21 protein-coding genes are annotated in these 26,010 nt (G+C 68.7%); 14 read left to right on the top strand and 7 right to left on the bottom strand.

Features of this window, described 5'->3' with window-relative positions:
- Positions 1 to 62: 62 nt before the first annotated feature.
- Both IEZ05_RS28585 and IEZ05_RS28590 read right to left on the bottom strand, forming a co-directional pair.
- Entirely contained in the window at positions 63 to 2,399 is a 2,337-nt protein-coding gene (locus tag IEZ05_RS28585) for a hypothetical protein (protein ID WP_189233148.1), read from the bottom strand.
- A 58-nt stretch (positions 2,400 to 2,457) separates the two neighbouring features.
- On the bottom strand, positions 2,458 to 2,964 hold the full coding sequence (locus IEZ05_RS28590; protein ID WP_189233149.1) for a hypothetical protein: 507 nt from the start codon (positions 2,962 to 2,964) through the stop codon (positions 2,458 to 2,460).
- A gap of 606 nt (positions 2,965 to 3,570) precedes the next feature.
- Here IEZ05_RS28590 and IEZ05_RS28595 point away from each other — a divergent pair.
- From IEZ05_RS28595 to IEZ05_RS28615, 5 genes are all read left to right on the top strand, one after another.
- Positions 3,571 to 4,017: a hypothetical protein gene (locus tag IEZ05_RS28595; RefSeq protein ID WP_189233150.1), complete on the top strand. Its 447-nt coding sequence runs from the start codon at positions 3,571 to 3,573 to the stop codon at positions 4,015 to 4,017.
- A complete protein-coding gene (locus IEZ05_RS28600; protein WP_189233151.1) occupies positions 4,017 to 5,765 on the top strand; it encodes a WXG100 family type VII secretion target in 1,749 nt (582 codons plus the stop codon). The genes IEZ05_RS28595 and IEZ05_RS28600 overlap by 1 nt, the downstream gene beginning before the upstream one ends.
- Before the next feature lie 23 nt (positions 5,766 to 5,788).
- A complete protein-coding gene (locus tag IEZ05_RS28605; RefSeq protein WP_189233152.1) occupies positions 5,789 to 7,084 on the top strand; it encodes a S8 family serine peptidase in 1,296 nt (431 codons plus the stop codon).
- Between the two features lie 115 nt (positions 7,085 to 7,199).
- Positions 7,200 to 7,550 (top strand): WXG100 family type VII secretion target, encoded by a 351-nt coding sequence (locus IEZ05_RS28610; protein ID WP_189233153.1) that lies wholly within the window; start codon positions 7,200 to 7,202, stop codon positions 7,548 to 7,550.
- 63 nt (positions 7,551 to 7,613) lie between these two features.
- The gene (locus IEZ05_RS28615; protein ID WP_189233154.1) at positions 7,614 to 7,913 is read left to right on the top strand and encodes a WXG100 family type VII secretion target; all 300 of its coding nucleotides are present in this window, start codon (positions 7,614 to 7,616) and stop codon (positions 7,911 to 7,913) included.
- Positions 7,914 to 7,989: 76 nt separating this feature from the next.
- Here IEZ05_RS28615 and IEZ05_RS28620 read toward each other — a convergent pair whose 3' ends face one another.
- Together IEZ05_RS28620 and eccCa are read right to left on the bottom strand one after the other, a co-directional pair.
- Entirely contained in the window at positions 7,990 to 9,021 is a 1,032-nt protein-coding gene (locus tag IEZ05_RS28620; protein ID WP_189233155.1) for a hypothetical protein, read from the bottom strand.
- Positions 9,018 to 12,992, bottom strand: a complete 3,975-nt coding sequence (gene eccCa / locus IEZ05_RS28625; protein ID WP_189233156.1) for a type VII secretion protein EccCa — start codon at positions 12,990 to 12,992, stop codon at positions 9,018 to 9,020. The genes IEZ05_RS28620 and eccCa overlap by 4 nt, the downstream gene beginning before the upstream one ends.
- Before the next feature lie 259 nt (positions 12,993 to 13,251).
- Between eccCa and eccD the strand changes: the two genes are divergently transcribed.
- Complete coding sequence (gene eccD, locus IEZ05_RS28630; RefSeq protein ID WP_189233174.1) at positions 13,252 to 14,763, top strand: type VII secretion integral membrane protein EccD; 1,512 nt, start codon at positions 13,252 to 13,254, stop codon at positions 14,761 to 14,763.
- A 94-nt stretch (positions 14,764 to 14,857) separates the two neighbouring features.
- Here the strand turns inward: eccD and IEZ05_RS28635 are convergent, their stop codons facing one another.
- On the bottom strand, positions 14,858 to 15,145 hold the full coding sequence (locus IEZ05_RS28635; protein WP_189233157.1) for a DUF397 domain-containing protein: 288 nt from the start codon (positions 15,143 to 15,145) through the stop codon (positions 14,858 to 14,860).
- Between the two features lie 303 nt (positions 15,146 to 15,448).
- Between IEZ05_RS28635 and rpsO the strand changes: the two genes are divergently transcribed.
- The 5 genes from rpsO (at position 15,449) to IEZ05_RS28660 (ending at position 20,896) form a co-directional block, all read left to right on the top strand.
- A complete protein-coding gene (gene rpsO / locus IEZ05_RS28640; protein WP_006130415.1) occupies positions 15,449 to 15,736 on the top strand; it encodes a 30S ribosomal protein S15 in 288 nt (95 codons plus the stop codon).
- Positions 15,737 to 16,062: 326 nt separating this feature from the next.
- On the top strand, positions 16,063 to 18,282 hold the full coding sequence (locus tag IEZ05_RS28645; protein WP_189233158.1) for a polyribonucleotide nucleotidyltransferase: 2,220 nt from the start codon (positions 16,063 to 16,065) through the stop codon (positions 18,280 to 18,282).
- Positions 18,279 to 19,658 (top strand): M16 family metallopeptidase, encoded by a 1,380-nt coding sequence (locus IEZ05_RS28650; protein ID WP_189233159.1) that lies wholly within the window; start codon positions 18,279 to 18,281, stop codon positions 19,656 to 19,658. Before IEZ05_RS28645 ends, IEZ05_RS28650 begins: the two co-directional genes overlap by 4 nt.
- A 26-nt stretch (positions 19,659 to 19,684) precedes the next feature.
- The gene (gene dapB / locus IEZ05_RS28655; protein WP_189233160.1) at positions 19,685 to 20,437 is read left to right on the top strand and encodes a 4-hydroxy-tetrahydrodipicolinate reductase; all 753 of its coding nucleotides are present in this window, start codon (positions 19,685 to 19,687) and stop codon (positions 20,435 to 20,437) included.
- Positions 20,438 to 20,440: 3 nt separating this feature from the next.
- Positions 20,441 to 20,896 (top strand): tetratricopeptide repeat protein, encoded by a 456-nt coding sequence (locus IEZ05_RS28660; protein WP_189233161.1) that lies wholly within the window; start codon positions 20,441 to 20,443, stop codon positions 20,894 to 20,896.
- 68 nt (positions 20,897 to 20,964) lie between these two features.
- On the opposite strand, the gene IEZ05_RS28665 is transcribed toward IEZ05_RS28660, so the two are convergent.
- Both IEZ05_RS28665 and IEZ05_RS28670 read right to left on the bottom strand, forming a co-directional pair.
- The gene (locus IEZ05_RS28665; RefSeq protein ID WP_189233162.1) at positions 20,965 to 21,519 is read right to left on the bottom strand and encodes a hypothetical protein; all 555 of its coding nucleotides are present in this window, start codon (positions 21,517 to 21,519) and stop codon (positions 20,965 to 20,967) included.
- A 114-nt stretch (positions 21,520 to 21,633) separates the two neighbouring features.
- Positions 21,634 to 21,873, bottom strand: coding sequence for a hypothetical protein (locus IEZ05_RS28670; protein ID WP_189233163.1), 240 nt, complete (start codon positions 21,871 to 21,873; stop codon positions 21,634 to 21,636).
- A 174-nt stretch (positions 21,874 to 22,047) separates the two neighbouring features.
- Here IEZ05_RS28670 and thyX point away from each other — a divergent pair, with 174 nt between their 5' ends.
- The 3 genes from thyX to IEZ05_RS28685 all read left to right on the top strand — a co-directional run bounded on the left by thyX (position 22,048) and on the right by IEZ05_RS28685 (position 25,747).
- Positions 22,048 to 22,788, top strand: a complete 741-nt coding sequence (gene thyX / locus IEZ05_RS28675; protein ID WP_189233164.1) for an FAD-dependent thymidylate synthase — start codon at positions 22,048 to 22,050, stop codon at positions 22,786 to 22,788.
- Between the two features lie 211 nt (positions 22,789 to 22,999).
- Complete coding sequence (gene dapA, locus IEZ05_RS28680; RefSeq protein WP_161167478.1) at positions 23,000 to 23,899, top strand: 4-hydroxy-tetrahydrodipicolinate synthase; 900 nt, start codon at positions 23,000 to 23,002, stop codon at positions 23,897 to 23,899.
- 162 nt (positions 23,900 to 24,061) lie between these two features.
- Complete coding sequence (locus IEZ05_RS28685) at positions 24,062 to 25,747, top strand: ribonuclease J (RefSeq protein WP_189233165.1); 1,686 nt, start codon at positions 24,062 to 24,064, stop codon at positions 25,745 to 25,747.
- Positions 25,748 to 26,010 lie beyond the last annotated feature (263 nt).

Raw genomic sequence — 26,010 nt, forward strand, 5'->3', positions numbered from 1 at the left:
CGCAAGTGGACGAACTCCTCGGCTTGTCCGCGTCGGTGGAAGGGTTGAGGACTACAAAGCGGTCAGATGTCGGTCACGAGTTCGGGCGCCACGCGTTCCATGTAGGAGCCGGCCGAGAGGTATCCCTTCGAGGACTCATCTTCCGCCCAAGTGGCGATGTCTCCCGGGTGGGCGAGCTTGTGAGCCCTCGCAGCCTCAGATGCCGCTCGCCGGGTGTATGCCATATTCGTGTCCTGCCCGTTCTCCCAGTTCTCGCCCATCTTGGGCCCAGCACCGTCCTTGGCGTTCCCTTCCGCATCCTTGAACATCTGTTCCAGGACGACGCTGGTCACCGTCCCTGCGGCACCGCCAACGCCTGCTCCCACCGCGGGGGAGGCAATGAAGGACGTGCCGACGCCTACGCCGAGGCCGATAGTCCCCGATGCAACGTTCTTCCACTGGGCCACAGAATGATCGTAATCAGAGTCGCTTGAAACTGCTCCGGATGCGATGGCTTCGTTACGTCCCATTGCAAGCGTTCCTGATACTTCGCCGGAGTGTCCCGCGATGGCCCGAATGGTGAGCTCTTGGTCGTGATTCGGGCGAAGGTTTTCTGGCACGGCAGGGTTCAAGTGGTAATCCATCAAGTCCGTCATGTAGCGCTTCTGGCCCACTTCGACGGCGGCATATCCTTCCGGATTCTGGCCGATGGTGAAGAGGAACCGGGCCGCATCCCGATGATTCAGCTCGGCGGAAGATCCGGCTACCGGGTAAAGGTTCTCAATGCGCTTCCATGCTTGCTGGGCGTCGACGTCTCCCTTGTCCGGATGCGGGTCCACGTCGGTTGCCGCACGGTTGATATCAGGCAGATACTCGGACGCGATTTGACCGATGCTGTCTGACATGTAGGAGTGGCCGGTGAGCCGCTCGCCGTCGTCTGAGATAGAGGTGACGAGGCTTTCGAAGAGCTTTGTCTGCGCCTCATTGTGCGCAGGTGTGTCGGCCGTGGGCATCTCACCCGCCGGGTGCCCTGTCGTCGCAGCTTCCAAGGCCAGCGCCAGGTTGTTCTGCCCGGTGTGCAGATCATCACCCTTGGAGTTCGACTCCTGCGGCCAGTCCCGCTCCTCGAAGAGGTACTGGAAATTCGAGAGCGTCACCTTGCCCTTGTAGGTGTTCTCGTCGTCCGAGTCCCGCTCGAACGGGTTGTCCGGGTCGTCCTTCGAGATGAACGGTTCGTTGAAGAAGTCGGTGGCCGCGTCCGGACTGTTCGAAAGGCCCTTCAGGTAGCCCGTGAGCGGATCCGACCCACTGTCGTCCCCGATGCGGTTCAGCAGCGGATTCCCCGCTCCCTGGCCCCACGCCATGTTCGGGTGCTCCCCGTTGCCCGTCAGCTTGCGCTCGGTGGCCATGAGCTTCGTGCCGTAGCTGTTGAGGAACCGGTCGTCGTAGTCACCGGTCCGCATGAGGTTGCTCATGACCTGGAATCCCATCGGCCCGCCGCGGTGTTCGCCGTACAGCGGCTTGTCGCCGATGTCGATCATCGTGCGCTTCCAGTCGGCCATCGCCAGAGAATCGCTCTGTGTGGCGTTGGCGAGCGTCATGCCAAGACTGCGCTGCAGGTCGTCGAACTGTTCACGACGCTCGCGGTCCAGGTCCCAGTTGCCACGCTGCGGGTCAGCGACCCCGGCCCAGAACTCCAGCGTCTTCCTCGGCCCGAGAGCGGTGGCGAACCGTTCGGCGAACAAGGCGTCGTTGCCGTACTTCTTCAGTCCCGCGTTGAGCGCGTCGAAGTCCTTCACACTCAGGTCGTCGGGGTCCTTCTTCGCCAGGGCGGCCAGCGCGTCGGCCTTCTTGAGGGCGTCGGCCGCAGTGTCCCGGTCCTTGTAGCTGGCGTCGGAGAACCCCATCTTGCTCTGGTCGGCGATGGCCTGCAGGACGGTCTTGGCGGAGTTGTCCGTCTCGCTGGCTTTGTTGAGGATCCTCTGGATCTCGTCCCGGAGCGCGGTGATGTCCGCCTGGTTGTCCTGGTCCATCTTGCTGCGCGCTTCCGGGGGAGCGTCCGTGGTGACGGTGAAGCCCCCCTCGAACCCGATGACCTTCAGTCCCTTCTTCCGGCCGCCGTCGATGGCTTCGACCAGCTGCCGGTGGTAGCCCTTCAGCTCACCCGCCGTGTCGCTAAGGATCTTGTGGATGGTGTCGGCCTGGGTATGGGCGTCAGCGAACTCACCGGCCGTCTTGCCGATGAACTCCTTCGACACCTTGGCGTTCACGCCGGCCCACTCGGCCTTGTTGGCGCCCTTGTGAAGGTTGTCCTCGGCGTCCTTCTTCAGCGTTTCGAGGTTCTTGACGAGGGTGGACCAGTCCTTGACGGCGTCGTCGAGCAGCTTGAAGTTGGCGTCGCGGAGAGTGTCGAATTCCATGGTTCGCGTCCTTGGGGTGAGCCGAAGGTGAGTAGGGGTGAGCGGCGTGAAGTGCCCCTCAGTCGTCCTTCTTCTTGCTCGGCTCCCCGTAAATCTTGTTCTTCTCGCCCGGCGCCCCGACCCGCTCGTCGAAGCCGACGTCCAGCATGGCGATGCTGCTCATCTGCCGCTGGATGTAGCCCTCGTCCCCGTCATGCACCTTCTTGGTGACCCGCATGTGGTTCGAGATGTGGGCGCACGCGTCCATCAGTGACTTCAGCTGCTCGTCCCAGCGGGTGGACACGTGCTTGAGCCCCGCACCAACTGCGAAACCCTGCTTCGACAGGTCCGTGGCCGCGGAGTCACTGGTAGGCACGGCGACGCGGGCCTTGCTCCACAGTTGGTCGTATAGCTCGAACGCGGCTGCGCCGATCTTGGTGAGACCGTCATTCGCGACCTTGAGGTCACCGTACGAGCTCGGCATGGGAGGTGCACCGCCGTCGGCCTGGTTCAACTGCATGTGCGTAGAACCCTGTTGACGTTGCAGCGCGTCGGCCTTGAGCTGTTCCCACTCGTTCCATGCCATGGACGGCAACCCTCCCCGTGTGCAGGACTGCCTGTCGCCTGTGCCGGTCGGTGGGCGTCCTGCGGTGTCCGGACTCCGCGACAAGTTAGCAATCGGTGGCGGCAGGGCAACCGGCTTGCGTCCGACGTGGCGCGATTGCGGAGGTGAAGTTTTCGGGGAGATCCGGTGGTCGGTGGAGGTCAAGGGAGGCAGGGAGTGTCACACACGACACGTCGGTCACACGCCGCAGCGCACACGAAGGGGGTCGGCGGGCAACACCGTGCCTGTGCACCACTTCGAGTGACGGGACGTTGTGTGCCCCGGTGCCCAGACGGACGACTGTGACGCTTCGTTCACCCTTTAACTACATGGCCGCAGTCGCGGTGCGCCCGGCTGCCGACGACCTGCTGCGCTCAGCTCGCTTGACGCACCACTGACCGCCAGATCGGTCAAAGTGTCATGTCCGGGGCGTCTTTGTAACTGGACTAGCACACATCACGGTTGGCCCTGTCGTACCCGTTGACTACAGTGGTGATCGCAAAACGCGCGCGACCCGCTTTGCGATCGCGGGGGCGAGTGGCCGGCCGGCCACAGTGATGAAGCTACGGGGAACGGGGAGGGAGCGACGTGCTTCCAGCGGACATGGTGGGGGGCGTGTCGGCAGCCAGGGCGGCGAACCTGGAGGTCACCGGCGAGGCACTGAGCACGTTCGTGAAGCGGGTGGACGGGGTCCTGACCAACCTCGAGGGTTCGCCCGGCAACCCGACACGAGTGGGCGCCCAGACGATCAAGCCGGGGTCGCTGGCGGGGGACCCGTCCGCTTTCCCCGAGGCGCATGATCTGTACGTGCAGTACAACCAGGTGCACGAGAAGCTCACTTCACTGTCCAAGACCCTGCACCTGCAGATCGAGGCGATCGGCATCGCCGTCCGGGGTGCGCACGTGGGCTTCGACAACCTCGAAGAGGAGCAGCGCCGCCGCTTCTATGCGATTCAGTCGCAGATCAAGAGTCTGCAGGACGCAGCAGGCGGCAAGCAGCGCGCCAAGGGCGACGACACCACCGGGGACCTGTGATGACCGACAAGCAGCATGAGCAGGACCTGGAGCGGGTCTCCGGGCAGAACACCTTCACGGACCTCACGCGGCACGCCGAGCAGAACCCGAGCAGTGGCTTCCTCTTCGGAGCCATCGACGACATGGTCCGTACGGCGGCCAAGGGCACGGCGTACGAGCGCGGTGTGCACGGGCGCACGGACTTTGACAATCACAGCCTGAACCAAATGATCGACCTGGTCGAGCAGACCAACCCGGAGGACTTGGAGTCTTCAGGGAAGGCCCTGTGGGACGCACGGGACGCCATCAATGAGGCCGCCAAGGAGTTGGACGGCCACATCGAGAACGTCCACTGGGTCGGAGAGTCGGGTGAGGCGTTCCGCAAGTGGGGTCGCTCGCTGGTCACGAGCACTTACGGGCTGAGCGAGTTCGCCGGAGGCGCGGGTGACCAGGTCACCGCGGCCGCCGTGGGCCTGGCAGCCGTACGCAAGGCCATGCCGCCCCGTGACACCAGGCCGGAAGGGCAACTGGGTGTGAAGCCGTGGAAGCTTCCGACGCCCAAGCAGGTCGAGGGGAACGCCGAGTACGCCGAAGCGGTCCGCGTGGAAAAGGACCGTCAGGAGGCGATCAACCAGATGAACCGGTTGTCGTCCTACTACGCGGTGGCCAGCTTGCAACTCAGCGAGCTGCCGCAACCCGAGTTTAAGACCATGCCGGAAGTGGGCGTTCCGCAGCCAAAGCGAAGCGGCATCTACCATCCGCCGGTAGCCGCGCGCTATGGCACGGAACAAGGAAACGAGAGCGGCGATTTTTCCAGCCGTTCCGCGGTTGCCGAGACGGAAAGCGTTGCCCGGCCGCAGGACTCGAGCAGCAGTGCCGTCATTCCGGACGGAAGCACGAGGCCGACCCTTGATCCCACTGTGTCTGTCGGGACGACCATTGACAGTACCGCCCCGACGGTTCCCACGGTTCCCTCCCACAGCCAGACTTTGCCACCCTCCCTGCCGCCGGCTGAGAGTAGTGGTCCGACTGGTCCCTTCTCGACTGGCCAAACGCCACCGCTCTCGCAGGCCCCGGCGGTCGGTCGGTCCAATGGTCGAACAAATGGCATCCGGCCGCCGCTGAATGCTCAGGGGCGAACGACGCCTGCAGGGCCTGTGGCGAAGGGAGTTACGGGGCCTGTACGTCAGGTCGGTCAGGGCCCCCTGAGCCAGATGGGCCGAACTACGCCGGCTGGTCAGTCCATTGCCAAGGGCACGACCTCTGCGGCGAAGCCGATCTCAACAAGCCACGGGGTCAGCGGAGGCACCCCCAGGACCACCTCCTCGACCCAGCCGAAGGCAGGGGGTGGCCCAGTCACCGGAGCGGGCCGAGGCAATGGTGTGGTGGGCGGTCGGCCCGGATCTGTTCCCGGAGGTGCGGGACGCAGCGGCGCCCGGATCCCACGCGGAACAGTAGTCGGCGCCGAGGGCACATTCGGTTCCACGAACGGGCGCCCTGGGCAGCGCGGAGGCGCGAACGGCTCCGTGGACGCCTCCGCCAAGTCCCGCGTCACAGGCGCACCCGTCGGGCGGAGTTCCGCTGCCCGCGCCGAGCGGAACGGTATGACCCGGGGCGGTGCCGGACTTGTGCGGGAACCCGGGAAGCGAGGCAACCGTCGAGACGAGCGCCGAGAGGAAGAGGCGCAGCGACCTGATTACCTGGTCGAAGACGAAGAGACACATCTGCCCCAGAATCCGCGGCGTGACGTGCCGCCAGTCGTCAACTAACCCGAGCGAGGACCCACCTCATCATGAAGTCAGCAACACGTCGCGGTCTACCAGTACGTGCGGGGAGTGTCGTCGCGAGCGCCCTGGTCGCCGTCGGCGTGGGGGTCGCTCCGGGCGCGGCTGCCGCCGATGCACAGTCGGAGCAGTGGTACCTGGAGCCGATGCAGGCGGAGACGATGTGGAAAGCCAGCACCGGGAAGGGCATCAAGGTCGCTGTCATCGACACGGGCGTGAATCCCAGCACACCCAGCCTCAGGGGGCAGGTACTCGCAGACGAAGTGCCCAAGCAAGTTTCCTACGGTGCCACGAAGGACTATCAAGGCCACGGAACCTCCATGGCCGAACTGATCGCGGGTACAGGAGCCGAAGGCGGTCTCCAGGGTCTTGCGCCGGGGGCGAAGATCGTTCCGTACCGCATTGTGCTGACAGGCGTGCCAGAGGCGGAAGAGAAGAAGACAGCCGAGCCCGCTGAGGCGATCAAAGCTGCGGCTGATACCGATGCACAGATCATCAACATGTCTTTCGGTGGTCCGTACTACGACCCGGCCATCGAAGAGGCGGTGACCTACGCTGCGTCGAAGGGCAAGTTGCTGATCGCCGGCGTAGGGAACGAGGGCGACAGCGACGACGGAAACATCGGATACCCGGCCGCGGCTCCATACGTGGTGGGTGTTTCGTCAATGGACAAGGACGCCAACATCTCGAAGTTCTCTTCGCGAGGGAACTACGTTGACCTCGTAGCGCCAGGCGAGGACATGCCGGGTTACTGCCGTCCCAGCTTTGAGTCGTACTGCCACGGTCTGGAGGGAACGAGCGCCTCCGCGGCCATCGCCTCGGCGTCTGCAGCCCTCATCTGGTCCGCCCACCCCGACTGGACCGCGAACCAGGTCACCCGAGCGCTCATCGACACCGCAAGCCGCAAGTGGCCGAAGGATGACCCGACCCAGTACGCCGGGTACGGAACCGTCCGTCCCCGCGTGGTGCTTGAAAACCCGAACTACGACGCCGGCGCGCCCTATTCCGACCCCCTCGCCAAGTGGAACAAGGAGAAGGGCAAGAAGCTCGTGACCGAGATTCCGCCCGCCTCCGCCGCGTCCCCGTCCGCAACAGGCTCGTCACAAGCCCCGGGAAGCTCTTCTGGCGCCGACAAGGCCGCAGCAGGATCGAAGGCGGAGGGCGCGGACAAGACGGCGAACGTGGCAGCCGAGTCCTCGAACGACGACAACAGCACGCTGTGGATCGCACTCGGCGCTGCCGCGGCCGTGGTCGTGCTCGGAGGCGGAGCCTTCGCCGTCCTGCGATCGCGTCGCGCCGCGTGACGCCGGCCGCCCGAGCCCGGCGCCGTTAGGTCAGGGCGTGGAGAACGTGCTCGCCGCCGAAGGGCGTTGAGCCGCACAGTTGGACCCCGAAACGAAAAGGGAGGGCAGGCGGAACATGGCCGTCGACCAGAAGCTTGAAGATGCAGCAGTAATCAAGCTGCAGAAGGACATGTACGAGAAGTTCGAGAACATCCGCAAGCGGGTGCACAGCCTGCAGGGTGTCATCGACAGCCTCGAGGGCCAGTGGCAGGGCATCGGCCGTGCTGCCTTCGACACGAAGCAGTACGAGATCAACACCTCGCTGCAGAACATGGGCCGCATCCTCGGTGACGTCATCGAGGCGATGACCGCGACGCGCAACATCAAGGACTCCAAGGAAGACGAAGTCCGCGCGGCCGTGAACAAGATCAACATCAACGACGGTGCCCCCACGGTCCAGTCGTCGCCGTTCAGCTCGATGACCTGAGCCTTCTCGGGCGTCGACACTCGCGGACATCAACCACAGGCGGAAGAGACGAGGTAGGCAGAGATGAGCCGTAACGCGGACGGTCTGCAGGTAACGTACGACGGGCTCGACTTCGCGGCGACGAACATCGCCAACGAGGCGAGGCAGCTCGACGAGGACATCCAGCAGCTGCGCACGATGGTGATGAACAGCAAGCAGTACTGGGCGGGCAAGGCCCAGGACACCTTCGACGAGAAGCTGCGCCGCTGGGACAAGGAAGCCAGCGACATCCACCAGGCCCTGACGGGCATCGGTCACGTCGTGGGTCAGTCGGGCGGTACGTACATGGAGGGTGACCTGGCGGCGGCCAGGTACCTGCAGTAGTCACCGGCGGCCAAGGCCGCGGCAGGAACGAGGGTGGGCGTGCGCGGGAGACGCCCACCCTCGCGGCGTTCGCGGATCAGCCCGGCAGCCGAAGCCCTCTGCACCCGTGCCGCCCCGCCGACCGCTCCGCGAAGGCGCGCAGGGCCGAGGTGAGGAACTCCCGTGTCGGGGCGGCGTAGACCGTCGCGTCGATGCTGAACACGGCCGGCACGGTGCTGCCCGGGCAGGTTGCCGTCGCCGTCGCGCTGTCGCGTGTCATGCCCGGCTGCGGCCAGTCCTCGTCGTCGCCGGCCTCCGGCCGCAGCCGTTGGGCGTACGGACCGAACGACGCGCTCAGGGAGTAGACGACCTCGTCGCGTCCCCCCGTCTCGCCCAGGAGGCACCGCTCCAGCGGGGCGCTGTCCGACCCTTCGGTCTCCTCGATCCAGTCGACCCAGTCGTCCGGCGCGGAATCCGGTATCCGGATGCCGGCGCAGGTGCCCGACGCGCTCAGGAGAGCGGTCTTCCCCTTCGAGAGGGAGAGCTCCGGTATGGCGCCGCCGAAAGTCGTCTCGCACGACTCCCGGCCGGCCGCCTCGCGGGCGACGGCGGTGGCCAGTCGCCCCACGGCGCGGCTCGAGTCGGCGTTCCCGTGAGATCCGTCGCCGGCGATGCTCACCACCAGGGACGCGTCCTTGTCCGTGCAGGGCAGGACGACCCCCGTGTTCCGCAGGTCCGTGAAACCGCGCCAGCCGCCGCCCAGCGCCACGGGCAGGTTGTCCCGGGAGCCACCGCCCAGCATGCTCAGCATGTCGTCACGCGTGCCCGAGGGATACGCGTCAGCGGGGATCAGCCCGACGGACACGGTCAGGTCCGCCACCCGGCACGAGCGGAAGCGGTCCTCGCCGTATCCGTACTCGCCGTCCCGGGAGAGGCCGGTCTCGGTGTCGAGGCCGGTGAAGACCGCCGACTCGTCGTATGGGATCAGGCCGCCGCAGTAGGTCGCGAGCTTGTCCTCGTAACGCCAGCCCCGGCCCGTGTCGCTCACCCGGTACCAGGTGTAGGCGGCGGTGAGCGCGAGTGCCAGGGGGAGGACGCAGAAGAGGCCGATCCTGCGGACGGCCCTCACCGTCCGCTCCCGTCCTCCACCAGTCCCACCTGGACGAGCGGCTTCCCGCGCCGCCGCGACACGAACACGCCCCGGCCCGGCGGCATCTGGCGCGGACGCACTCCGCCGAGCAGGTCGCCCTCGGCCGGGTCGCCGCTGAGGACGACGCCCTGGGCGCCGAGTTCCTTGATGCGCTGCATGAAGGCCTCGTACCCGGCCCGGCCCGCGCCCGCCGTGGAGCGGGCGATGATGAAGCGCACGCCGACGTCCCGGGCGAAGGGCAGCATCTCGGTCAGGCCCGCCAGCGGGTTGCCGCTCGACGTGGCCACCAGGTCGTAGTCGTCGACGACGATGTAGATCGTCGGCCCGTTCCACCAACTGCGGTCACGCAGCTGCTCCGGGGTGACGTCGGCGGTCGGGGTACGGCGCTGCATCAGCTCGGCGAGCGCGTCCATGTGGTGCTGCATCTGGTTCGACATCGGCACGTACTCGGCCAGGTGCGAGGACGGGGTCACGCCCAGCAGGGAGCGCCGGTTGTCGACGACGAACAGCTTGCAGCTGTCCCCGTCGTAGCGCTCGGTGATGCGCTGGATGAGGAGCTTCAGCAGGTTGGACTTGCCGGACTCGCTCTCGCCGAACACGAGGAAGAACGGGTCCTGCTCGAAGTCCACGAACACCGGCTCGAGGTTGTCCTCGTCGAGCGCGAAGGAGACACCGTGCCGGGGGAACCGGTCGCCGGGCGGAAGCTGGCGCGCCGGGAACTCCCTCGGCAGCAACCGCACCGCGGGGGCACCGGGCTGCTGCCAGTGCCGGGAGACCTCGGTGCCGAGCGCCTGCGTCGCCTCCGCCAGGTCCGTGTCGGAGGACAGGCCGTCGATGCGCGGGACCGCCGCCATGAAGTGCTGCTTCTGCGGGGTCTGGCCCCGGCCTGGCACGCCCGTCGGTACGTTGGCCGCGACCTTGCGGTCGAACTCGGAGTCCATGGGGTCGCCGAGCCGCAGTTCCAGCCGGTTCATCAGCTGGTCCTTGAGGTTGCCGCGGACCTCCATGGACCGGGACGCCGTGAGGATCAGGTGGATGCCGTAACCGAGACCACGCGCCGCGATGTCCAGGACGTACGGCTCCAGGGCGTCGTAGTCCGTGCGGAAGTTCCCCCAGCCGTCGATGACCAGGAAGACGTCGCCCCACGGCTGGTCGGTCACGGAGATGTCGCCCCGCGCGCGGCGGCTGCGGAACTCCGCGATGGAGGAGATGCCGGCGGTGCGGAAGTACTCCTCGCGGCGGGTCATCACGCCGTACACCTCGGCCGCAGTGCGCCGCACCTGCTCGGGGTCGAGGCGCGAGGCCACACCGCCGACGTGCGGCAGGCCCGCCACGGCCGACAGGCCGCCGCCACCGAAGTCCAGGCCGTAGAACTGCACTTCGTGCGGGGTGTGGGTGAGACCGAAGGAGGCGATGATCGAGCGGAGCAGCGTCGACTTGCCGGACTGCGGGCCGCCGAGGATCTGCATGTGGCCGGCCGCGCCGCCGAAGTCCACCCACAGCGGGTCACGGCGCTGCTCGTAGGGCTTGTCGACGAGACCGACGGGCACCACCAGCCGGCCCGCGCCCTCGTAACCGGGCTGGGTCAGGCCACGGCCCGGCACCTCCGCGAGACCCGGCAGCAGCGTGTCGAGCGACGGCGGGCTGTCCAGCGGCGGCAGCCACACCTGGTGGGCGGCCGGTCCCTGCGCCTCCAGGCGCCGCACGATGACGTCGAGGACCGTGTCGGCGAGGGCCTCGTCCGTCTCCTCCCGTGTCTCCTCGCGCTGCGCGGGAACCGCCAGGTACTGCACCGGGACCTGCGCGGCCGTGAACAGCACGGGCCTGCGGTCGACCGGGAGCGGGCCCCCGTAGGACGCCGTCTGCTGAGCGCTCGTGCGGTACACGCCCGAGACGTAGGCGGCCTTGAAGCGGACCATCTCGTCCGTACCGAACTTCAGGAAGCCGGAGCCGGGGACGTTCGGCAGTTCGTAGGCGTCGGGGACGCCGAGCGCGGCCCGCGACTCGGCCGCGGAGAAGGTGCGCAGACCGATCCGGTACGACAGATAGGTCTCCAGTCCGCGCAGGCGGCCCTCCTCCAGCCGCTGCGAGGCGAGCAGCAGGTGCACGCCCAGCGACCGGCCGATGCGGCCGATCTGCACGAACATCTCGATGAAGTCCGGCTTGGCCGTGAGCAGTTCGCTGAACTCGTCGATCACCAGGACGAGGGACGGGATCGGCTGCAGCGCGGCACCGGCGGCGCGGGCCTTCTCGTACGCGTGGATGTTGGCGTAGTTGCCCGCGTCGCGGAGCATCTCCTGACGGCGGTTGAGCTCGCCGCGGATCGAGTCGCCCATCCGGTCGACGAGGGTCAGGTCGTCCGCGAGGTTGGTGATGACGGCCGCGACGTGGGGCATCTGCGCCATGCCCGCGAAGGTGGCACCGCCCTTGAAGTCCGCCAGCACGAAGTTGAGGGTCTCGGAGGAGTGGGTGACGGCGAGGCCGAGGACCAGCGTGCGCAGCAGCTCGGACTTGCCGGAACCGGTCGCACCGACGCACAGGCCGTGCGGGCCCATGCCCTCCTGCGCCGCCTCCTTCAGGTCGAGCATCACGGGCCGGCCGTCCTCGCCGACGCCGATCGGCACCCGCAGCCGCTCCGACTGCGAGCGGGGCCGCCAGGTGCGCCGGGTGTCGACGGAGGCCGCGTCCCCGAGGTTGAGCAGGTCGGTGAACTCCAGGTTGGCGAGCAGCGGTTCGTCGTCGTCCCCGCCCGACGCCATGCGCAGCGGCGCGAGCTGGCGCGCCAGAGCCTCGGCGGCCTCGTACGACAGGCCGTCGGGCGTGCCCTCGTAGACCATGCCGTGGGCCGACTCCAGGCGCAGTTCCTTCGGGTGAACGACGATCGAGAGGTCACCGCGCCCGCTGGTGAGGCTTCCGGGCATGACCTCCAGCACCGTGACGCCCTGCATGCCCTCCGGGCTCGCCAGCAGCGACGTCGGCGGCAGCGAGACCCCGTCGAGCACGACGACCAGATGCGGCTGGTCGGGTACGGGCTGTCCGTCCGGGTGGAAGCGGGGACGCCCCTGGAGCCGGTCGGCGAGCAGGTCCTCCAGCTCCACCGGGTCGGTCGTGATCAGGCGGATGCTGCCCGCGCCGTCCGCGGCGCCCCGGGACTGCACGTGGGGCAGCCACTTGCTCCACTCCCACTCCCCGGTGGACTCCCGGCCGGTGGCGATGGCGATGACCAGGTCGTCGGGGGAGTGCAGCGAGGCGAGCGAGGCGGTGACGGCGCGGGCGGTGGCGCGCACGGTGCCCGGTTCGCCGCTGACCGTCACGTGGTAGAAGGCGCGCAGCGAGATCGCCATCGGCAGGTCGTCGAGGGTGCTGTGCGTGGCCAGGAAGCGCTGCATGGCGCCCGTGGTCAGCGGCTCCAACTGGTCGACCGGGGCCGTCTCCGGGGGGATCAGGGGAGTGGCCAGCGCCTGCGGGCCGAGCCCCACCCGTACCTGACCGAAGTCCTCGTCACCGGCGCGTCGCTCCCACACCCGGCTCCCCTCGGCGACCAGTGCCCACAGTTGCTCCGGTGAAGGATGCAGGTAGTACTGGGCGTCGCGCTGGACCCGCGCGGTCGTCTGGGCGGACTGCCGGGCCTGGGACAGATAACGCAGGTAGTCCCGGCGCATGTCGGCCATCTGCCCCTGGTTGCCCCGGCGGTAGCGGACCAGCATCGCGATGCCCATCGCGATCGTCGAGGCCACCATCACCATGCCCATGATCTTCATGAAGGGCTGGGCCTGCGGGTTGAAGAAGAAGACCACGGACCCGCCCATGCCGAGCATGGGAAGGAGCTGCATCAGGGCGCCTTCCTGCTGCCCCCGCGGGAGTTCGGGCGGTGGCTGCAGCACGACTTCCTGCGTGGGCACGTCCTTCGGCAGTGCCCGTGGTGGGCGCTTGACGACGATGTGGCTCACTTCGCACCAATTCCCTTGCCCGGCTGATCCGTTCCGCCCGCCGCCCCGTGTCCGGCGCACGTCGATCGCGAAGGGCGATCCTACTGACTCCCGCTGACAACGGCGGACGATAGGGTGCGCGTGAGACGTGTGAACAGTTGCGAATCGGCCGGGGATCGCGAGCGGCGCGCAGCGGCCGGACACGATGGCTACCGGTGGGCGAGGCGCAACGCTACCGCGCCCAGCCCGTATTACCGACGAGGGGGAACAGCAGGTGAGCATGACGGCCTCCGCGCCGGCCGGCGCGGCCGGCGGACCGGGCAGCACAGTCCCAGCGGGGTCAGGTACGGGGCTCGGCTTCTGCCGGGTCACCATCGTGGCTCCCGACAGCCGCATCGACGTGGCACTGCCCGACGACGTACCGGTCGCCGACCTCTACCCGGAGATCCTCAGGTTCTCCCAGCAGAGCCCCGCCGAGGGCGCCCCGGTCGGCTACCACCTCGTACGCCGTGACGGCACCGTCCTCGACAGCGCCCGGTCGTTCGCGGCCCAGCGCATCCTGGACGGGGAACTGCTCACGCTGCGGCCCTTCGCCGAATCGCTGCCCCCCGCCGTCATCGACGACGTCTCGGAGGCCGTCGCCTCGGCCGTCACCCGCGACCGCACCCTCTGGGACGGCGAGCTCACCCGCACCGCCGGCCTGATCGGCGCGGGCGTCCTCCCGGTGCTGCTCGCCTTCGTGGCCTGGAGTTCGCAGGTCCGCCACGACATGCACAGCCTCCAGGGCATCATCGCCGCGGTCACCGGTGTCCTGCTGACCACCTTCGCGTGTGTCCGGGCCCGGGTGTACGACGACCGCGGCTCCGCGGTCGCCCTCGGACTGGGCGCTCTCCCCAACATCGCCGTGGCCGGCTCGGGACTGCTGCCGCTCGCCGACGGCCAGGGCATCGGACGGCTCCAGTTCCTCCTCGCCTGCGCGGCGGTCCTGGTCGCCTCCGTCGTGCTGACCCTCGTGTCACCGGGCGGCGACAGCCCCTTCGTGGCGTTCGTCTTCTCCGCCGCGATCGGTCTGCTCACGACCTTCATCGCCATGCTGACGCATCTGAAGCCCATGGAGACGGCCGCGATCTGCGCGCCCCTGTCGGTGTGCGCCCTGGCGTTCCTGCCCGGCCTGTCCATGCGCTTCGCCCGACTGCCCATCGGCTTCGAGCTGCCCAACGGCTCGCGCGGTTCCTACACGACGGACGAGACGGTCTCCCCGGAACCCGTCGACGCCGAACGCGTCGCCGCGCAGGCCCGCCGCGGTCACGAACTGCTCGCGGGACTGGTCGGGGGCTGCGCGCTCCTCGCGGTCGGCGCGGCGATCGTCCTCAGCTTCTCCGTCAACGTGTGGGCCCAGCTCCTCGCCCTGGCCACGGGGATCGCGATGCTGATGCGCGCCCACCTGTTCCGCTACACCACGCAGGTCGCCGCCACGCTGGCCGCCGGACTCGGCTCGCTCGTCTTCCTGGGGCTCGGCCTCGCGATGAATCCGCCCGCCGAGTACTGGCGTGACGCGCTCCAGGGCGACACGGCCGCCCTCGACATCCGCAGCGTATGGCTCGCGGCGGCCGTCGCCGCGGCCGTCGTTCTGGTCACGGCCATCGGTCTGATCACCTCCCGGCGCGGTGTCACCCCCTTCTGGGGCCGCTTCACGGAGATCGCGGAAGCCTTCGTTCTCCTGACCCTGATCCCCCTCGCGCTGGCGGTGTTCGACGTCTACGCCTCGGCGCGGTCGATGACGAGCGACTGACCGCCGGTTCCCGGCGCAGGGTCCGGGAAGACGGGTGTCCGGGAAGGCGGAGTGCCCGGAGAAGCGGGGCGCACACCGTGCCGCCCCGCCCGCCTTACCCGGCGCCGTTCCCCGGTGCCGGCTCCAGGTCGAATTCCCCGTCCCGTGCGCCGAGGACGAAAGCCCGCCACTCCGCCTCCGTGTACCGCAGCACGGTGTCCGGGTCGAGCGACGACCGCATGGCCACGGCGCCGGCGGGAAGGTAGGCGATCTCGACCCTCTCCTCGTGCTCCTCGGTGCCGGGCGCGCTGTGCCATTCGACGCCGGAGATGTCGAGGGAGTACAGCTCGTCCCTCTCCCGCTCCTTGCGCGCCTTGATTTCCGTGTCCTCGGCGTCGGCCATCGGGGCTCGGTCCTTCCTGCGGTGCCAACGGATGCGCGGCTACCCTACTTCCGGGGGTTCTCCCAGCTCAGCGGTTTGCCGATGTCCGTACCGGCAAGAGTGACGACCCGGCCGCCGAGCCCGCGGACAACGGCGTCCGCCCAGGCTGGTACGCTGTGTGACGGCCGTTTGTGTACGCGCCCCCGGAGCCCAGGGCCCTGGAGGCCGCGCCCAGCGGATCCCCGCCTTCCGAGTCACGGAAGATCCCCCGAGATGCAGACCGGGGGCACTCGAAGGCCAGTCACAGATCAAAGAGGAGTACGCGTGTCGCTCGACGCCGCCGTCAAGAAGCAGATCATCTCCGAGTTCGGTACCAAGGAGGGCGACACCGGCTCCCCCGAGGTCCAGGTCGCTCTGCTGTCCCGTCGGATCTCCGACCTGACCGAGCACCTCAAGACCCACAAGCACGACCACCACTCCCGCCGTGGCCTGCTGATCCTGGTCGGTCAGCGCCGCCGGCTGCTGCAGTACCTCGCCAAGAAGGACATCCAGCGCTTCCGTGCGCTGGTCGAGCGCCTCGGCATCCGCCGCGGTGCGGCGGGCGCCAAGTAAGACGCCGTGGAGGGAGCGGTTCCCATCGTTCGGGGGCCGCTCCCTTTGCTGTACGTGCGAGGTGTCACCGCCGCTTTGTAGTGTGGTAGCACAACGCAGGACGTACGACTCGGCGTGGTGGGCACCCGCACAGGCGGAGCACACCACGCGCACCGAACGAAACGAGGAGAAGCGCGCCTCGCCGCCGCCGGTCCTCGGTAGTGGCCCCCGGGGAAAGAGACCCGAGGGCTTCGATCGAAGACCGGCCCGCACAGGACGGAGCGCTTCTCCGCCACCGTCCCCCCGCCACACGGGCGAGGAGGGACGAAGACGAGGAGAAAACACTAGTGGAGAACGAGACCCACTACGCCGAAGCCGTGATCGACAACGGCGCATTCGGCACCCGCACCATCCGCTTCGAGACGGGCCGCCTGGCCAAGCAGGCCGCCGGCTCCGCCGTGGCCTACCTGGACGACGACACCATGGTGCTGTCGGCCACCAGCGCCTCCAAGAACCCCAAGGACCAGCTCGACTTCTTCCCCCTCACGGTGGACGTCGAGGAGCGGATGTACGCCGCCGGCAAGATCCCCGGCAGCTTCTTCCGCCGTGAGGGCCGGCCCTCCGAGGACGCCGTCCTCACCTGCCGCCTCATCGACCGCCCGCTGCGCCCGTCCTTCAAGAAGGGCCTGCGCAACGAGATCCAGGTCGTCGCCACGATCATGGCGCTCAACCCCGACCACCTGTACGACGTCGTGGCGATCAACGCCGCCTCCGCGTCGACGCAGCTGGCCGGCCTGCCCTTCTCCGGCCCGATCGGCGGCGTCCGCGTCGCGCTGATCCGCGGCCAGTGGGTGGCCTTCCCGACGCACACCGAGCTCGAGGACGCCGTCTTCGACATGGTCGTCGCGGGCCGCGTCCTGGAGGACGGCGACGTCGCGATCATGATGGTCGAGGCCGAGGCCACCGAGAAGACCATCAAGCTGGTCGAAGGCGGCGCCGAGGCGCCCACCGAGGAGGTCGTCGCCGCCGGTCTCGACGCCGCGAAGCCCTTCATCAAGGTGCTGTGCCGCGCCCAGGCCGACCTCGCCGCGAAGGCCGCGAAGCCGACCGGCGAGTTCCCGATCTTCCTCGACTACCAGGACGACGTCCTGGAGGCGCTGACCGCCGCGGTCAAGCCCGAGCTCGCCCAGGCGCTCACCATCGCCGGCAAGCAGGAGCGCGAGGCCGAGCTGGACCGCGTCAAGGGGCTCGCCGCCGAGAAGCTCCTGCCGGAGTTCGAGGGCCGCGAGAAGGAGATCTCCGCCGCGTACCGCGCGCTGACCAAGTCCCTGGTCCGCGAGCGCGTCATCAAGGAGAAGACCCGCATCGACGGCCGCGGTGTCACCGACATCCGCACCCTGGCCGCCGAGGTCGAGGCCATCCCGCGGGTCCACGGCTCCGCCCTGTTCGAGCGTGGCGAGACCCAGATCCTGGGCGTCACCACCCTGAACATGCTCCGCATGGAGCAGCAGCTGGACACCCTCTCCCCGGTGACCCGCAAGCGCTACATGCACAACTACAACTTCCCGCCGTACTCCGTCGGCGAGACCGGCCGCGTCGGCTCCCCGAAGCGCCGCGAGATCGGCCACGGCGCCCTCGCCGAGCGCGCCATCGTGCCGGTGCTGCCGACGCGCGAGGAGTTCCCGTACGCGATCCGCCAGGTGTCCGAGGCCCTCGGCTCCAACGGCTCGACGTCCATGGGCTCGGTCTGCGCCTCCACCATGTCGCTGCTGAACGCCGGTGTGCCGCTGAAGGCCCCCGTCGCCGGTATCGCCATGGGCCTGATCTCCCAGGAGATCAACGGCGAGACGCACTACGTCGCCCTCACCGACATCCTCGGTGCGGAGGACGCCTTCGGCGACATGGACTTCAAGGTCGCCGGCACCAAGGAGTTCGTGACCGCCCTCCAGCTCGACACCAAGCTGGACGGCATCCCCGCCTCCGTCCTGGCCGCCGCCCTCAAGCAGGCCCGTGACGCCCGCCTCCACATCCTCGACGTGATGATGGAAGCGATCGACACGCCGGACGAGATGTCCCCGAACGCGCCGCGGATCATCACCGTGAAGATCCCCGTCGACAAGATCGGTGAGGTCATCGGCCCCAAGGGCAAGATGATCAACCAGATCCAGGAGGACACGGGCGCCGAGATCACGATCGAGGACGACGGCACGATCTACATCGGTGCCCAGGTCGGCTCGCAGGCCGAGGCCGCCCGCGCCACGATCAACTCGATCGCCAACCCGACCATGCCGGAGGTCGGCGAGCGCTACCTGGGCACCGTCGTGAAGACGACGACCTTCGGTGCGTTCGTGTCGCTGCTCCCGGGCAAGGACGGTCTGCTGCACATCTCGCAGATCCGCAAGCTCGCCGGCGGCAAGCGCGTGGAGAACGTCGAGGACGTCCTCGGTGTGGGCCACAAGGTCCAGGTCGAGATCGCCGAGATCGACTCCCGCGGCAAGCTCTCCCTGATCCCCGTGATCGAGGGCGAAGAAGGCTCCGAGGACACGAAGGACGACGCCGACCAGTGACGTCCCGTAGCTCCAAGGCGACGGCCCGCACCTCTTCGGAGGCGCGGGCCGTCGCCCGTACCCAAACCCTCATCCAGGGCCAGAACGGCATCGGCACGGTCCGCAAGACCACCCTCCCGGGCGGCCTGCGCATCGTCACCGAGACCCTGCCCTCGGTTCGCTCGGCGACCTTCGGTATCTGGGCGCACGTCGGCTCCCGCGACGAGACCCCCGCGCTGAACGGCGCCACCCACTACCTGGAGCACCTGCTCTTCAAGGGCACGTCCCGCAGGTCCGCCCTGGACATCTCCTCCGCCGTCGACGCGGTCGGCGGCGAGATGAACGCGTTCACGGCGAAGGAGTACACGTGCTACTACGCGCGCGTGCTCGACACCGACCTGCCGCTGGCCATCGACGTCGTCTGCGACATGCTGACCGGCTCCCTGATCCGCGAGGAGGACGTCGACGTCGAGCGCGGCGCCATCCTCGAAGAGATCGCGATGACCGAGGACGACCCCGGCGACTGCGTGCACGACCTGTTCGCGCACACGATGTTCGGCGACAGCGCCCTCGGCCGCCCCGTCCTCGGCACGGTCGACACGGTCAACGCCCTCACCGCCGACCGCATCCGCCGCTTCTACAGGAAGCACTACGACCCGACCCACCTGGTGGTCGCCGCCGCCGGGAACGTCGACCACAACAAGGTCGTACGCCAGGTCCGCGCCGCCTTCGAGAAGGCCGGCGCCTTCAGGGACCCCGTGGCCGCGCCCATCGCCCCGCGCGAAGGCCGGCGCACCCTGCGCACGGCGGGCCGCGTCGAGCTGATCGGCCGCAAGACCGAGCAGGCGCACGTCATCCTCGGCATGCCGGGCCTGGCCCGCACCGACGAGCGCCGCTGGGCGCTGGGCGTCCTCAACACCGCCCTCGGCGGCGGCATGTCGTCGCGCCTGTTCCAGGAGGTCCGCGAGAAGCGCGGCCTGGCCTACAGCGTGTACTCGTACACCTCGGGCTTCGCCGACTGCGGCCTCTTCGGCGTGTACGCGGGCTGTCGGCCCTCCCAGGTCCACGACGTGCTGCAGATCTGCCGCGACGAACTGAACCACGTCGCCGAGAACGGGCTGTCCGACGAGGAGATCGGCCGCGCCGTCGGCCAGCTCCAGGGCTCCACCGTCCTCGGCCTGGAGGACACCGGCGCGCTGATGAACCGTATCGGCAAGAGCGAACTGTGCTGGGGCGAGCAGATGTCCGTCGACGACATGCTGGCCCGGATAGCCTCGGTCACGCCGGACGACGTCCGCGCCGTCGCCCGCGACGTCCTGGGCCGGCGGCCCTCGCTGTCGGTCATCGGCCCGCTGAAGGACAAGCAGGCGTCCCGGCTGCACGACGCCGTCGCCTAACCCCCTCCGGTAAGGAAGCAACAGACATGAGCAAGCTGCGCGTGGCCGTCCTCGGCGCCAAGGGCCGTATCGGCTCCGAGGCGGTGCGGGCGGTCGAGGCCGCCGAGGACATGGAACTGGTCGCCGCCCTGGGCCGCGGCGACTCGCTGGACGCGCTGACCGACAGCGGCGCCGAGGTCGTGGTCGAGCTGACCACCCCGGCGTCGGTCATGGACAACCTCGAGTTCTGCGTACGCCACGGCATCCACGCCGTCGTCGGCACCACGGGCTGGACCGACGAGCGCCTCGCGCAGCTGAGGGGCTGGCTCGACGCCTCCCCGGAGACGGGCGTGCTCATCGCGCCCAACTTCTCCATCGGGGCCGTGCTGACCATGAAGTTCGCGCAGATCGCCGCCCCGTACTTCGAGTCCGTCGAGGTCGTCGAGCTGCACCACCCGAACAAGGTGGACGCCCCCAGCGGCACCGCCACGCGCACCGCGCAGCTCATCGCCGAGGCACGGCAGAAGGCAGGCGTCGCACCGGCGCCCGACGCCACTGCCACCGCCCTGGACGGTGCCCGCGGCGCGAACGTGGACGGCGTCCCGGTACACGCGGTCCGCCTGCGCGGCCTGCTCGCGCACCAGGAGGTCCTGCTCGGCGGCGAGGGCGAGACCCTCACCGTCCGGCACGACTCCCTGCACCACAGCAGCTTCATGCCGGGCATCCTGCTCGGCACCCGGCGGGTGGTGACCGTTCCGGGCCTCACCTTCGGCCTGGAACACTTCCTGGACCTGGGCTGAGGCATGCGCGCGAAGATCTCCTACGTCATCACGGCCGCCGTCCTGGTCTTCTACTTCGCCCTGGTCGGCAGCCGCGGTGTGATGCTCATCGACGCCGGCACCCCCCTCACCGTCACCCTCGGCGTGGCGGTGCTGGTGCTGCCGGCGATCGGCCTGTGGTTCCTGTGGAAGAACACCCAGTTCGTCCGCCGTGCCAACCAGCTCGCCGCCGAACTCGACGCCGAGGGCGGACTGCCCGTCGACGAGCTGAAGCGCACCCCCAGCGGCCGCATCGACCGTGAGTCGGCCGACGAGGTCTTCGCCCGCCGCAAGGCCGAGACGGAGGCGGCTCCGGACGACTGGCGCAGCTGGTTCCGGCTCGCCGTCGCCTATCAGGACGCCCGAGACACCCCGCGTGCCCGCAAGGCGATGCAGCGGGCGATCGCCCTGCACGACCACAAACAGGTCGAGACCGCCTGAGGCACACGGAAATGACGGGGCCCGGTCCGCACGCGCGGACCGGGCCCCGTCATTTTCTGCGCTCCGGCTCAGCCCCGCCGGTACTCGTCGGCCCACGCCTCCACGGTGTCGGCGGCCCGGTCGAAGGCCTCCGGCCGGGCGAGGAAGTCCGCGTTGTGGCTGGTCATCAGCACGGGTGCGCCGTCCCCGTTCCGGCCCTGCCGGACCAGGAGCAGCGCCTGGCCCTGCACCGTGCGCGGCAGGCCCAGCCAACGGACCGGCTGCTGCACCGTCCGCAGGCTGGCGACCTGCTGCCAGGCCACGGTGCGGGTGGTGAAGAACCCCACCTGGCGCACCCCGCGCGCGCTGACCCACACGCCCATGCGCAGCAGCCGCAGGGCACAGACGATCATGACGAGGGCGACGCCGAAGACCACGGCGGCCGAGGACGGCGAGTCCGTCACCGCGATGATGACCGCCGCGAACAGTACGAACGAGGCGAGCAGCAGCGTCAGCGCCGCCACCCCCACCCGCCATGGCCCCGGCCGGTACGGCCGACGCCACTGGTCGCGGTCGTCGTAGGGCAGCGCGACGTCCTCGGCCGCGTCGAAGGCGCGGTCGGCCGTCAGGAAGGGCAGGGGCACGGCTGGTCCTCACTCGTTCCATGGCGTGTGCTGTGCCCGGTGAGGCTACCGACCTGTGTCTCCGGTCACCACCTTCGGGCCCCCGGATGGAGTCAGGACCGGCCGGGTGCCGCCTCAGCGCCCGTCGGACGCCTGTGACTGCTGCTGCTGTGGTGAGGGCTGGTCGGCCGACAACGCGGGCATCCCGATCAGCAGGGACCCCGCGATCCCGGCGACCACGGTGAGGCCCAGCAGCCAGCGCCCGGCCAACTGGCCGAAGGACGCCCGCTCGCGGGGCGGGGGAGTGACATTGCTGCGGAACCTGTCGGCTTCGGCGACGAAGGCGAACGGCACGGGTTCACGCCGGCGGATCATCGGAGGTGCGTCTCCCTTCAGGGATCATGCGAATCGCTGTTACTCATACAGACGAACGAACGCCCTCGCAGGTGCCCTGTTTCACCGACTTCATCGCGGCACGGCACCGATCGCCCCGTTTGGCGGGCCGTAGAGTGGCCTCGCCAAGCGACAAGATGGGAAGGCCCTCCACCCGTGACCGACACACCCGCCGACGATTTCAAGATCGACCTCCGCAGCGACATCACCGTCGAGCTGGTCAAGAGCAGCGCCACCGACTCCGACGTGCTGTTCGCCGCCCGCGTCTCGACCGTCGGGGAGCAGTCCCTGGACGAGCTGAAGAAGGACCCGGAGCGCTCGAAGGGCCTGATCAACTACCTGATGCGGGACCGGCACGGCAGCCCGTTCGAGCACAACTCGATGACCTTCTTCATCAGCGCCCCGATCTTCGTCTTCCGCGAGTTCATGCGGCACCGGGTCGGCTGGTCCTACAACGAGGAGTCCGGCCGCTACCGGGAGCTCCAGCCGGTCTTCTACGTGCCGGGCGCCGAGCGCAAGCTGGTCCAGCAGGGCCGCCCGGGCAAGTACGTCTTCGTCGAGGGCACCGCCGAGCAGCACGAGCTGGTCAGCCGGTCCATGGAGGACTCCTACCTCCAGGCCTACCGGACGTACCAGGAGATGCTCGCCGCCGGCATCGCCCGCGAGGTGGCCCGCGCGGTGCTCCCCGTCGGCCTGTACTCGTCGATGTACGCCACCTGCAACGCGCGCTCGCTGATGCACTTCCTCGGCCTGCGCACCCAGCACGAGCTGGCGAAGGTGCCCTCCTTCCCGCAGCGGGAGATCGAGATGGTGGGCGAGAAGATGGAGCAGGAGTGGGCGAGGCTCATGCCGCTCACCTACGCCGCCTTCAACGCGAACGGTCGCGTGGCGCCGTAACGCGCTCCCCGCGCCCGACCGGGCACAGATGTGCGCATCAGCCGCCTGAAGTGTCCCGATTGCGGCGTTTGGTGAAGTTCATCTAGCCTGATCAAAGGGACCCGGCACTGCTTGAACCCCCGAGCAGGCAGTGCCGGGCTCCACCTCCGTGCCGATCCCCCGCCTCCCCCGAGGGCAGACCCCGCCCTGAGCAACGAGTAGCGTGTAACCCATGGCTCCGACCTCCACTCCGCAGACCCCCTTCGGGCGGGTCCTCACCGCCATGGTCACGCCCTTCGCGGCGGACGGCGCACTCGACCTCGACGGCGCGCAGCGGCTCGCCGCCCACCTGGTGGACGCAGGCAACGACGGCCTGATCATCAACGGGACCACCGGCGAGTCCCCCACCACCAGCGACGCGGAGAAAACGGACCTCGTACGAGCAGTCCTGGAGGCCGTCGGCGACCGCGCCCATGTCGTCGCCGGAGTCGGCACGAACAACACCCAGCACAGCATCGAGCTGGCCCGCGCCGCCGAGCGCGTCGGCGCCCACGGCCTGCTGCTCGTCACGCCGTACTACAACAAGCCCCCGCAGGAGGGCCTGTACCGCCACTTCACGGCCATCGCCGATGCCACCGAGCTGCCCGTCATGCTCTACGACATCCCCGGCCGCAGCGGCGTCCCGATCAACACGGAGACGCTCGTCCGCCTCGCGCAGCACCCGCGGATCATCGCCAACAAGGACGCCAAGGGCGACCTGGGCCGCGCGAGCTGGGCCATCGCGCGCTCCGGACTCGCCTGGTACTCCGGCGACGACATGCTGAACCTCCCGTTGCTCTCGGTCGGCGCGGTCGGCTTCGTCTCGGTCGTCGGCCACGTCGTCACCCCCGAGCTGCGCGCCATGGTGGACGCGTTCGTCGCGGGTGACGTGCAGAAGGCGCTGGAGATCCACCAGAAGCTGCTCCCGGTCTTCACCGGCATGTTCCGCACCCAGGGCGTCATGACCACCAAGGCCGCGCTGACCCTCCAGGGGCTGCCCGCGGGCCCGCTGCGCGCGCCGATGGTCGAGCTCACGGCGGAGGAAACCGAGCAGCTCAAGATCGATCTTGCTGCCGGCGGGGTACAGCTCTGACAACGGACTTCGCACCACCGCACCGCCAGGTGCCACCACGGCTTCACAACTGAATACGCAGGCCACCGGTGCCTGCACCCCACTACGACAACTGCTTCTGCACGAACGTCACGCGCGCCACGTGCCCACCGGTACGTGGCGCGTGTGGTTGAGGAGAGTCTTTTGAGTCATCCGCACCCTGAACTGGGCCGTCCCCCGGCGCTCCCCGCAGGCGGCCTCCGGGTCACCCCCCTGGGAGGCCTCGGCGAGATCGGCCGCAACATGACGGTCTTCGAGTACGGCGGCCGCCTGCTGATCGTCGACTGCGGAGTGCTCTTCCCCGAGGAGGAGCAGCCCGGAATCGACCTGATCCTGCCGGACTTCACGTCCATCCGGGACCGCCTCGACGACATCGAGGGCATCGTCCTCACCCACGGCCACGAGGACCACATCGGCGGCGTTCCCTTCCTCCTCCGCGAGAAGCCGGACATCCCGCTGATCGGCTCCAAGCTGACCCTCGCCCTGATCGAGGCCAAGCTCCAGGAGCACCGGATCCGCCCGTACACCCTCGAGGTGGTGGAGGGGAACCGCGAGCGCATCGGCCCGTTCGACTGCGAGTTCGTCGCGGTGAACCACTCGATCCCGGACGCGCTGGCCGTCGCCATCCGCACGCCCGCGGGCATGGTCGTCCACACCGGCGACTTCAAGATGGACCAGCTCCCGCTGGACAACCGCCTCACGGACCTGCACGCCTTCGCGCGCCTGAGCGAGGAGGGCATCGACCTTCTCCTCGCCGACTCGACGAACGCCGAGGTCCCGGGCTTCGTCCCGCCCGAGCGCGACATCTCCAACGTCCTGCGCCAGGTCTTCGCAGGGGCCCGCAAGCGCATCATCGTGGCGAGCTTCGCCAGCCACGTCCACCGCATCCAGCAGATCCTGGACGCCGCGTACGAGTACGGCCGCCGGGTCGCCTTCGTCGGCCGCTCCATGGTCCGCAACATGGGCATCGCGAGAGACCTCGGCTACCTGAAGGTTCCGCCGGGCCTGGTCGTGGACGTCAAGACCCTCGACGACCTGCCGGACAGCGAAGTGGTGCTGGTCTGCACGGGCTCACAGGGCGAACCGATGGCGGCCCTGTCCCGCATGGCCAACCGGGACCACCAGATCCGCATCGTCGAGGGCGACACGGTGATCCTGGCGTCGTCCCTCATCCCGGGCAACGAGAACGCGGTCTACCGCGTGATCAATGGCCTGACCCGCTGGGGCGCCAACGTCGTCCACAAGGGCAACGCCAAGGTGCACGTCTCGGGCCACGCGTCCGCCGGCGAGCTCCTGTACTTCTACAACATCTGCCGCCCGAAGAACCTGATGCCGGTCCACGGCGAGTGGCGCCATCTGCGGGCCAACGCCGAACTGGGTGCCCTCACCGGCGTCCCGCACGACCGCATCGTCATTGCCGAGGACGGAGTCGTCGTCGACCTCGTCGAGGGCAAGGCGAAGATCTCCGGCAAGGTCCAGGCGGGGTACGTGTACGTCGACGGGCTCTCCGTCGGCGACGTCGGTGAGCCGGCTCTGAAGGACCGCAAGATCCTCGGCGACGAGGGCATCATCTCGGTCTTCGTCGTCATCGACTCCTCCACCGGCAAGATCACCGGCGGCCCGCACGTCCAGGCGCGCGGTTCGGGTATCGAGGACTCGGCCTTTGCCGACGTCCTGCCGCGGATCACCGAGGCTCTGGAGCGCTCGGCGCAGGACGGGGTCGTCGAACCCCACCAGCTCCAGCAGCTGGTACGCAGGACCCTCGGCAAGTGGGTGTCGGACAAGTACCGACGCCGGCCGATGATCCTCCCTGTGGTCGTGGAGGTCTGACGGTCCGTCGGACCCAGGACCGCGCGAACGAGGAGCGGGGCGCCACGATTTGCATCGGGGCGCCCCGCTCCAGTACGTTTACAACTCCGCTCGGACGGGCACCCGACCACTTCGTGGTTCGGAGCCGCCCCGGAGGGCGGGAAATCCGGCTCAGAATCTCTGATAAAGTCGGAACCGCCGGAAAGGGAAACGCGAAAGCGGGAACCTGGAAAGCACCGAGGAAATCGGATCGGAAAAGGATCTGATAGAGTCGGAAACGCAAG

The sequence above is a fragment of the Streptomyces flaveolus genome, assembly GCF_014648815.1.
In the GTDB taxonomy this organism is placed as follows: Bacteria; Actinomycetota; Actinomycetes; order Streptomycetales; family Streptomycetaceae; genus Streptomyces; species Streptomyces flaveolus.

Bases quoted from the DNA above. Each gene is read 5' to 3' on its own strand.
- IEZ05_RS28585 (WP_189233148.1), bottom strand. From the start codon at position 2,399: ATGGAATTCGACACTCTCCGCGACGCCAACTTCAAGCTGCTCGACGAC.
- IEZ05_RS28590 (WP_189233149.1), bottom strand. From the start codon at position 2,964: ATGGCATGGAACGAGTGGGAACAGCTCAAGGCCGACGCGCTGCAACGT.
- IEZ05_RS28600 (WP_189233151.1), top strand. From the start codon at position 4,017: ATGACCGACAAGCAGCATGAGCAGGACCTGGAGCGGGTCTCCGGGCAG.
- IEZ05_RS28605 (WP_189233152.1), top strand. From the start codon at position 5,789: ATGAAGTCAGCAACACGTCGCGGTCTACCAGTACGTGCGGGGAGTGTC.
- IEZ05_RS28610 (WP_189233153.1), top strand. From the start codon at position 7,200: ATGGCCGTCGACCAGAAGCTTGAAGATGCAGCAGTAATCAAGCTGCAG.
- IEZ05_RS28615 (WP_189233154.1), top strand. From the start codon at position 7,614: ATGAGCCGTAACGCGGACGGTCTGCAGGTAACGTACGACGGGCTCGAC.
- eccD (WP_189233174.1), top strand. From the start codon at position 13,252: ATGACGGCCTCCGCGCCGGCCGGCGCGGCCGGCGGACCGGGCAGCACA.
- IEZ05_RS28635 (WP_189233157.1), bottom strand. From the start codon at position 15,145: ATGGCCGACGCCGAGGACACGGAAATCAAGGCGCGCAAGGAGCGGGAG.
- dapB (WP_189233160.1), top strand. From the start codon at position 19,685: ATGAGCAAGCTGCGCGTGGCCGTCCTCGGCGCCAAGGGCCGTATCGGC.
- IEZ05_RS28660 (WP_189233161.1), top strand. From the start codon at position 20,441: ATGCGCGCGAAGATCTCCTACGTCATCACGGCCGCCGTCCTGGTCTTC.
- IEZ05_RS28670 (WP_189233163.1), bottom strand. From the start codon at position 21,873: ATGATCCGCCGGCGTGAACCCGTGCCGTTCGCCTTCGTCGCCGAAGCC.
- dapA (WP_161167478.1), top strand. From the start codon at position 23,000: ATGGCTCCGACCTCCACTCCGCAGACCCCCTTCGGGCGGGTCCTCACC.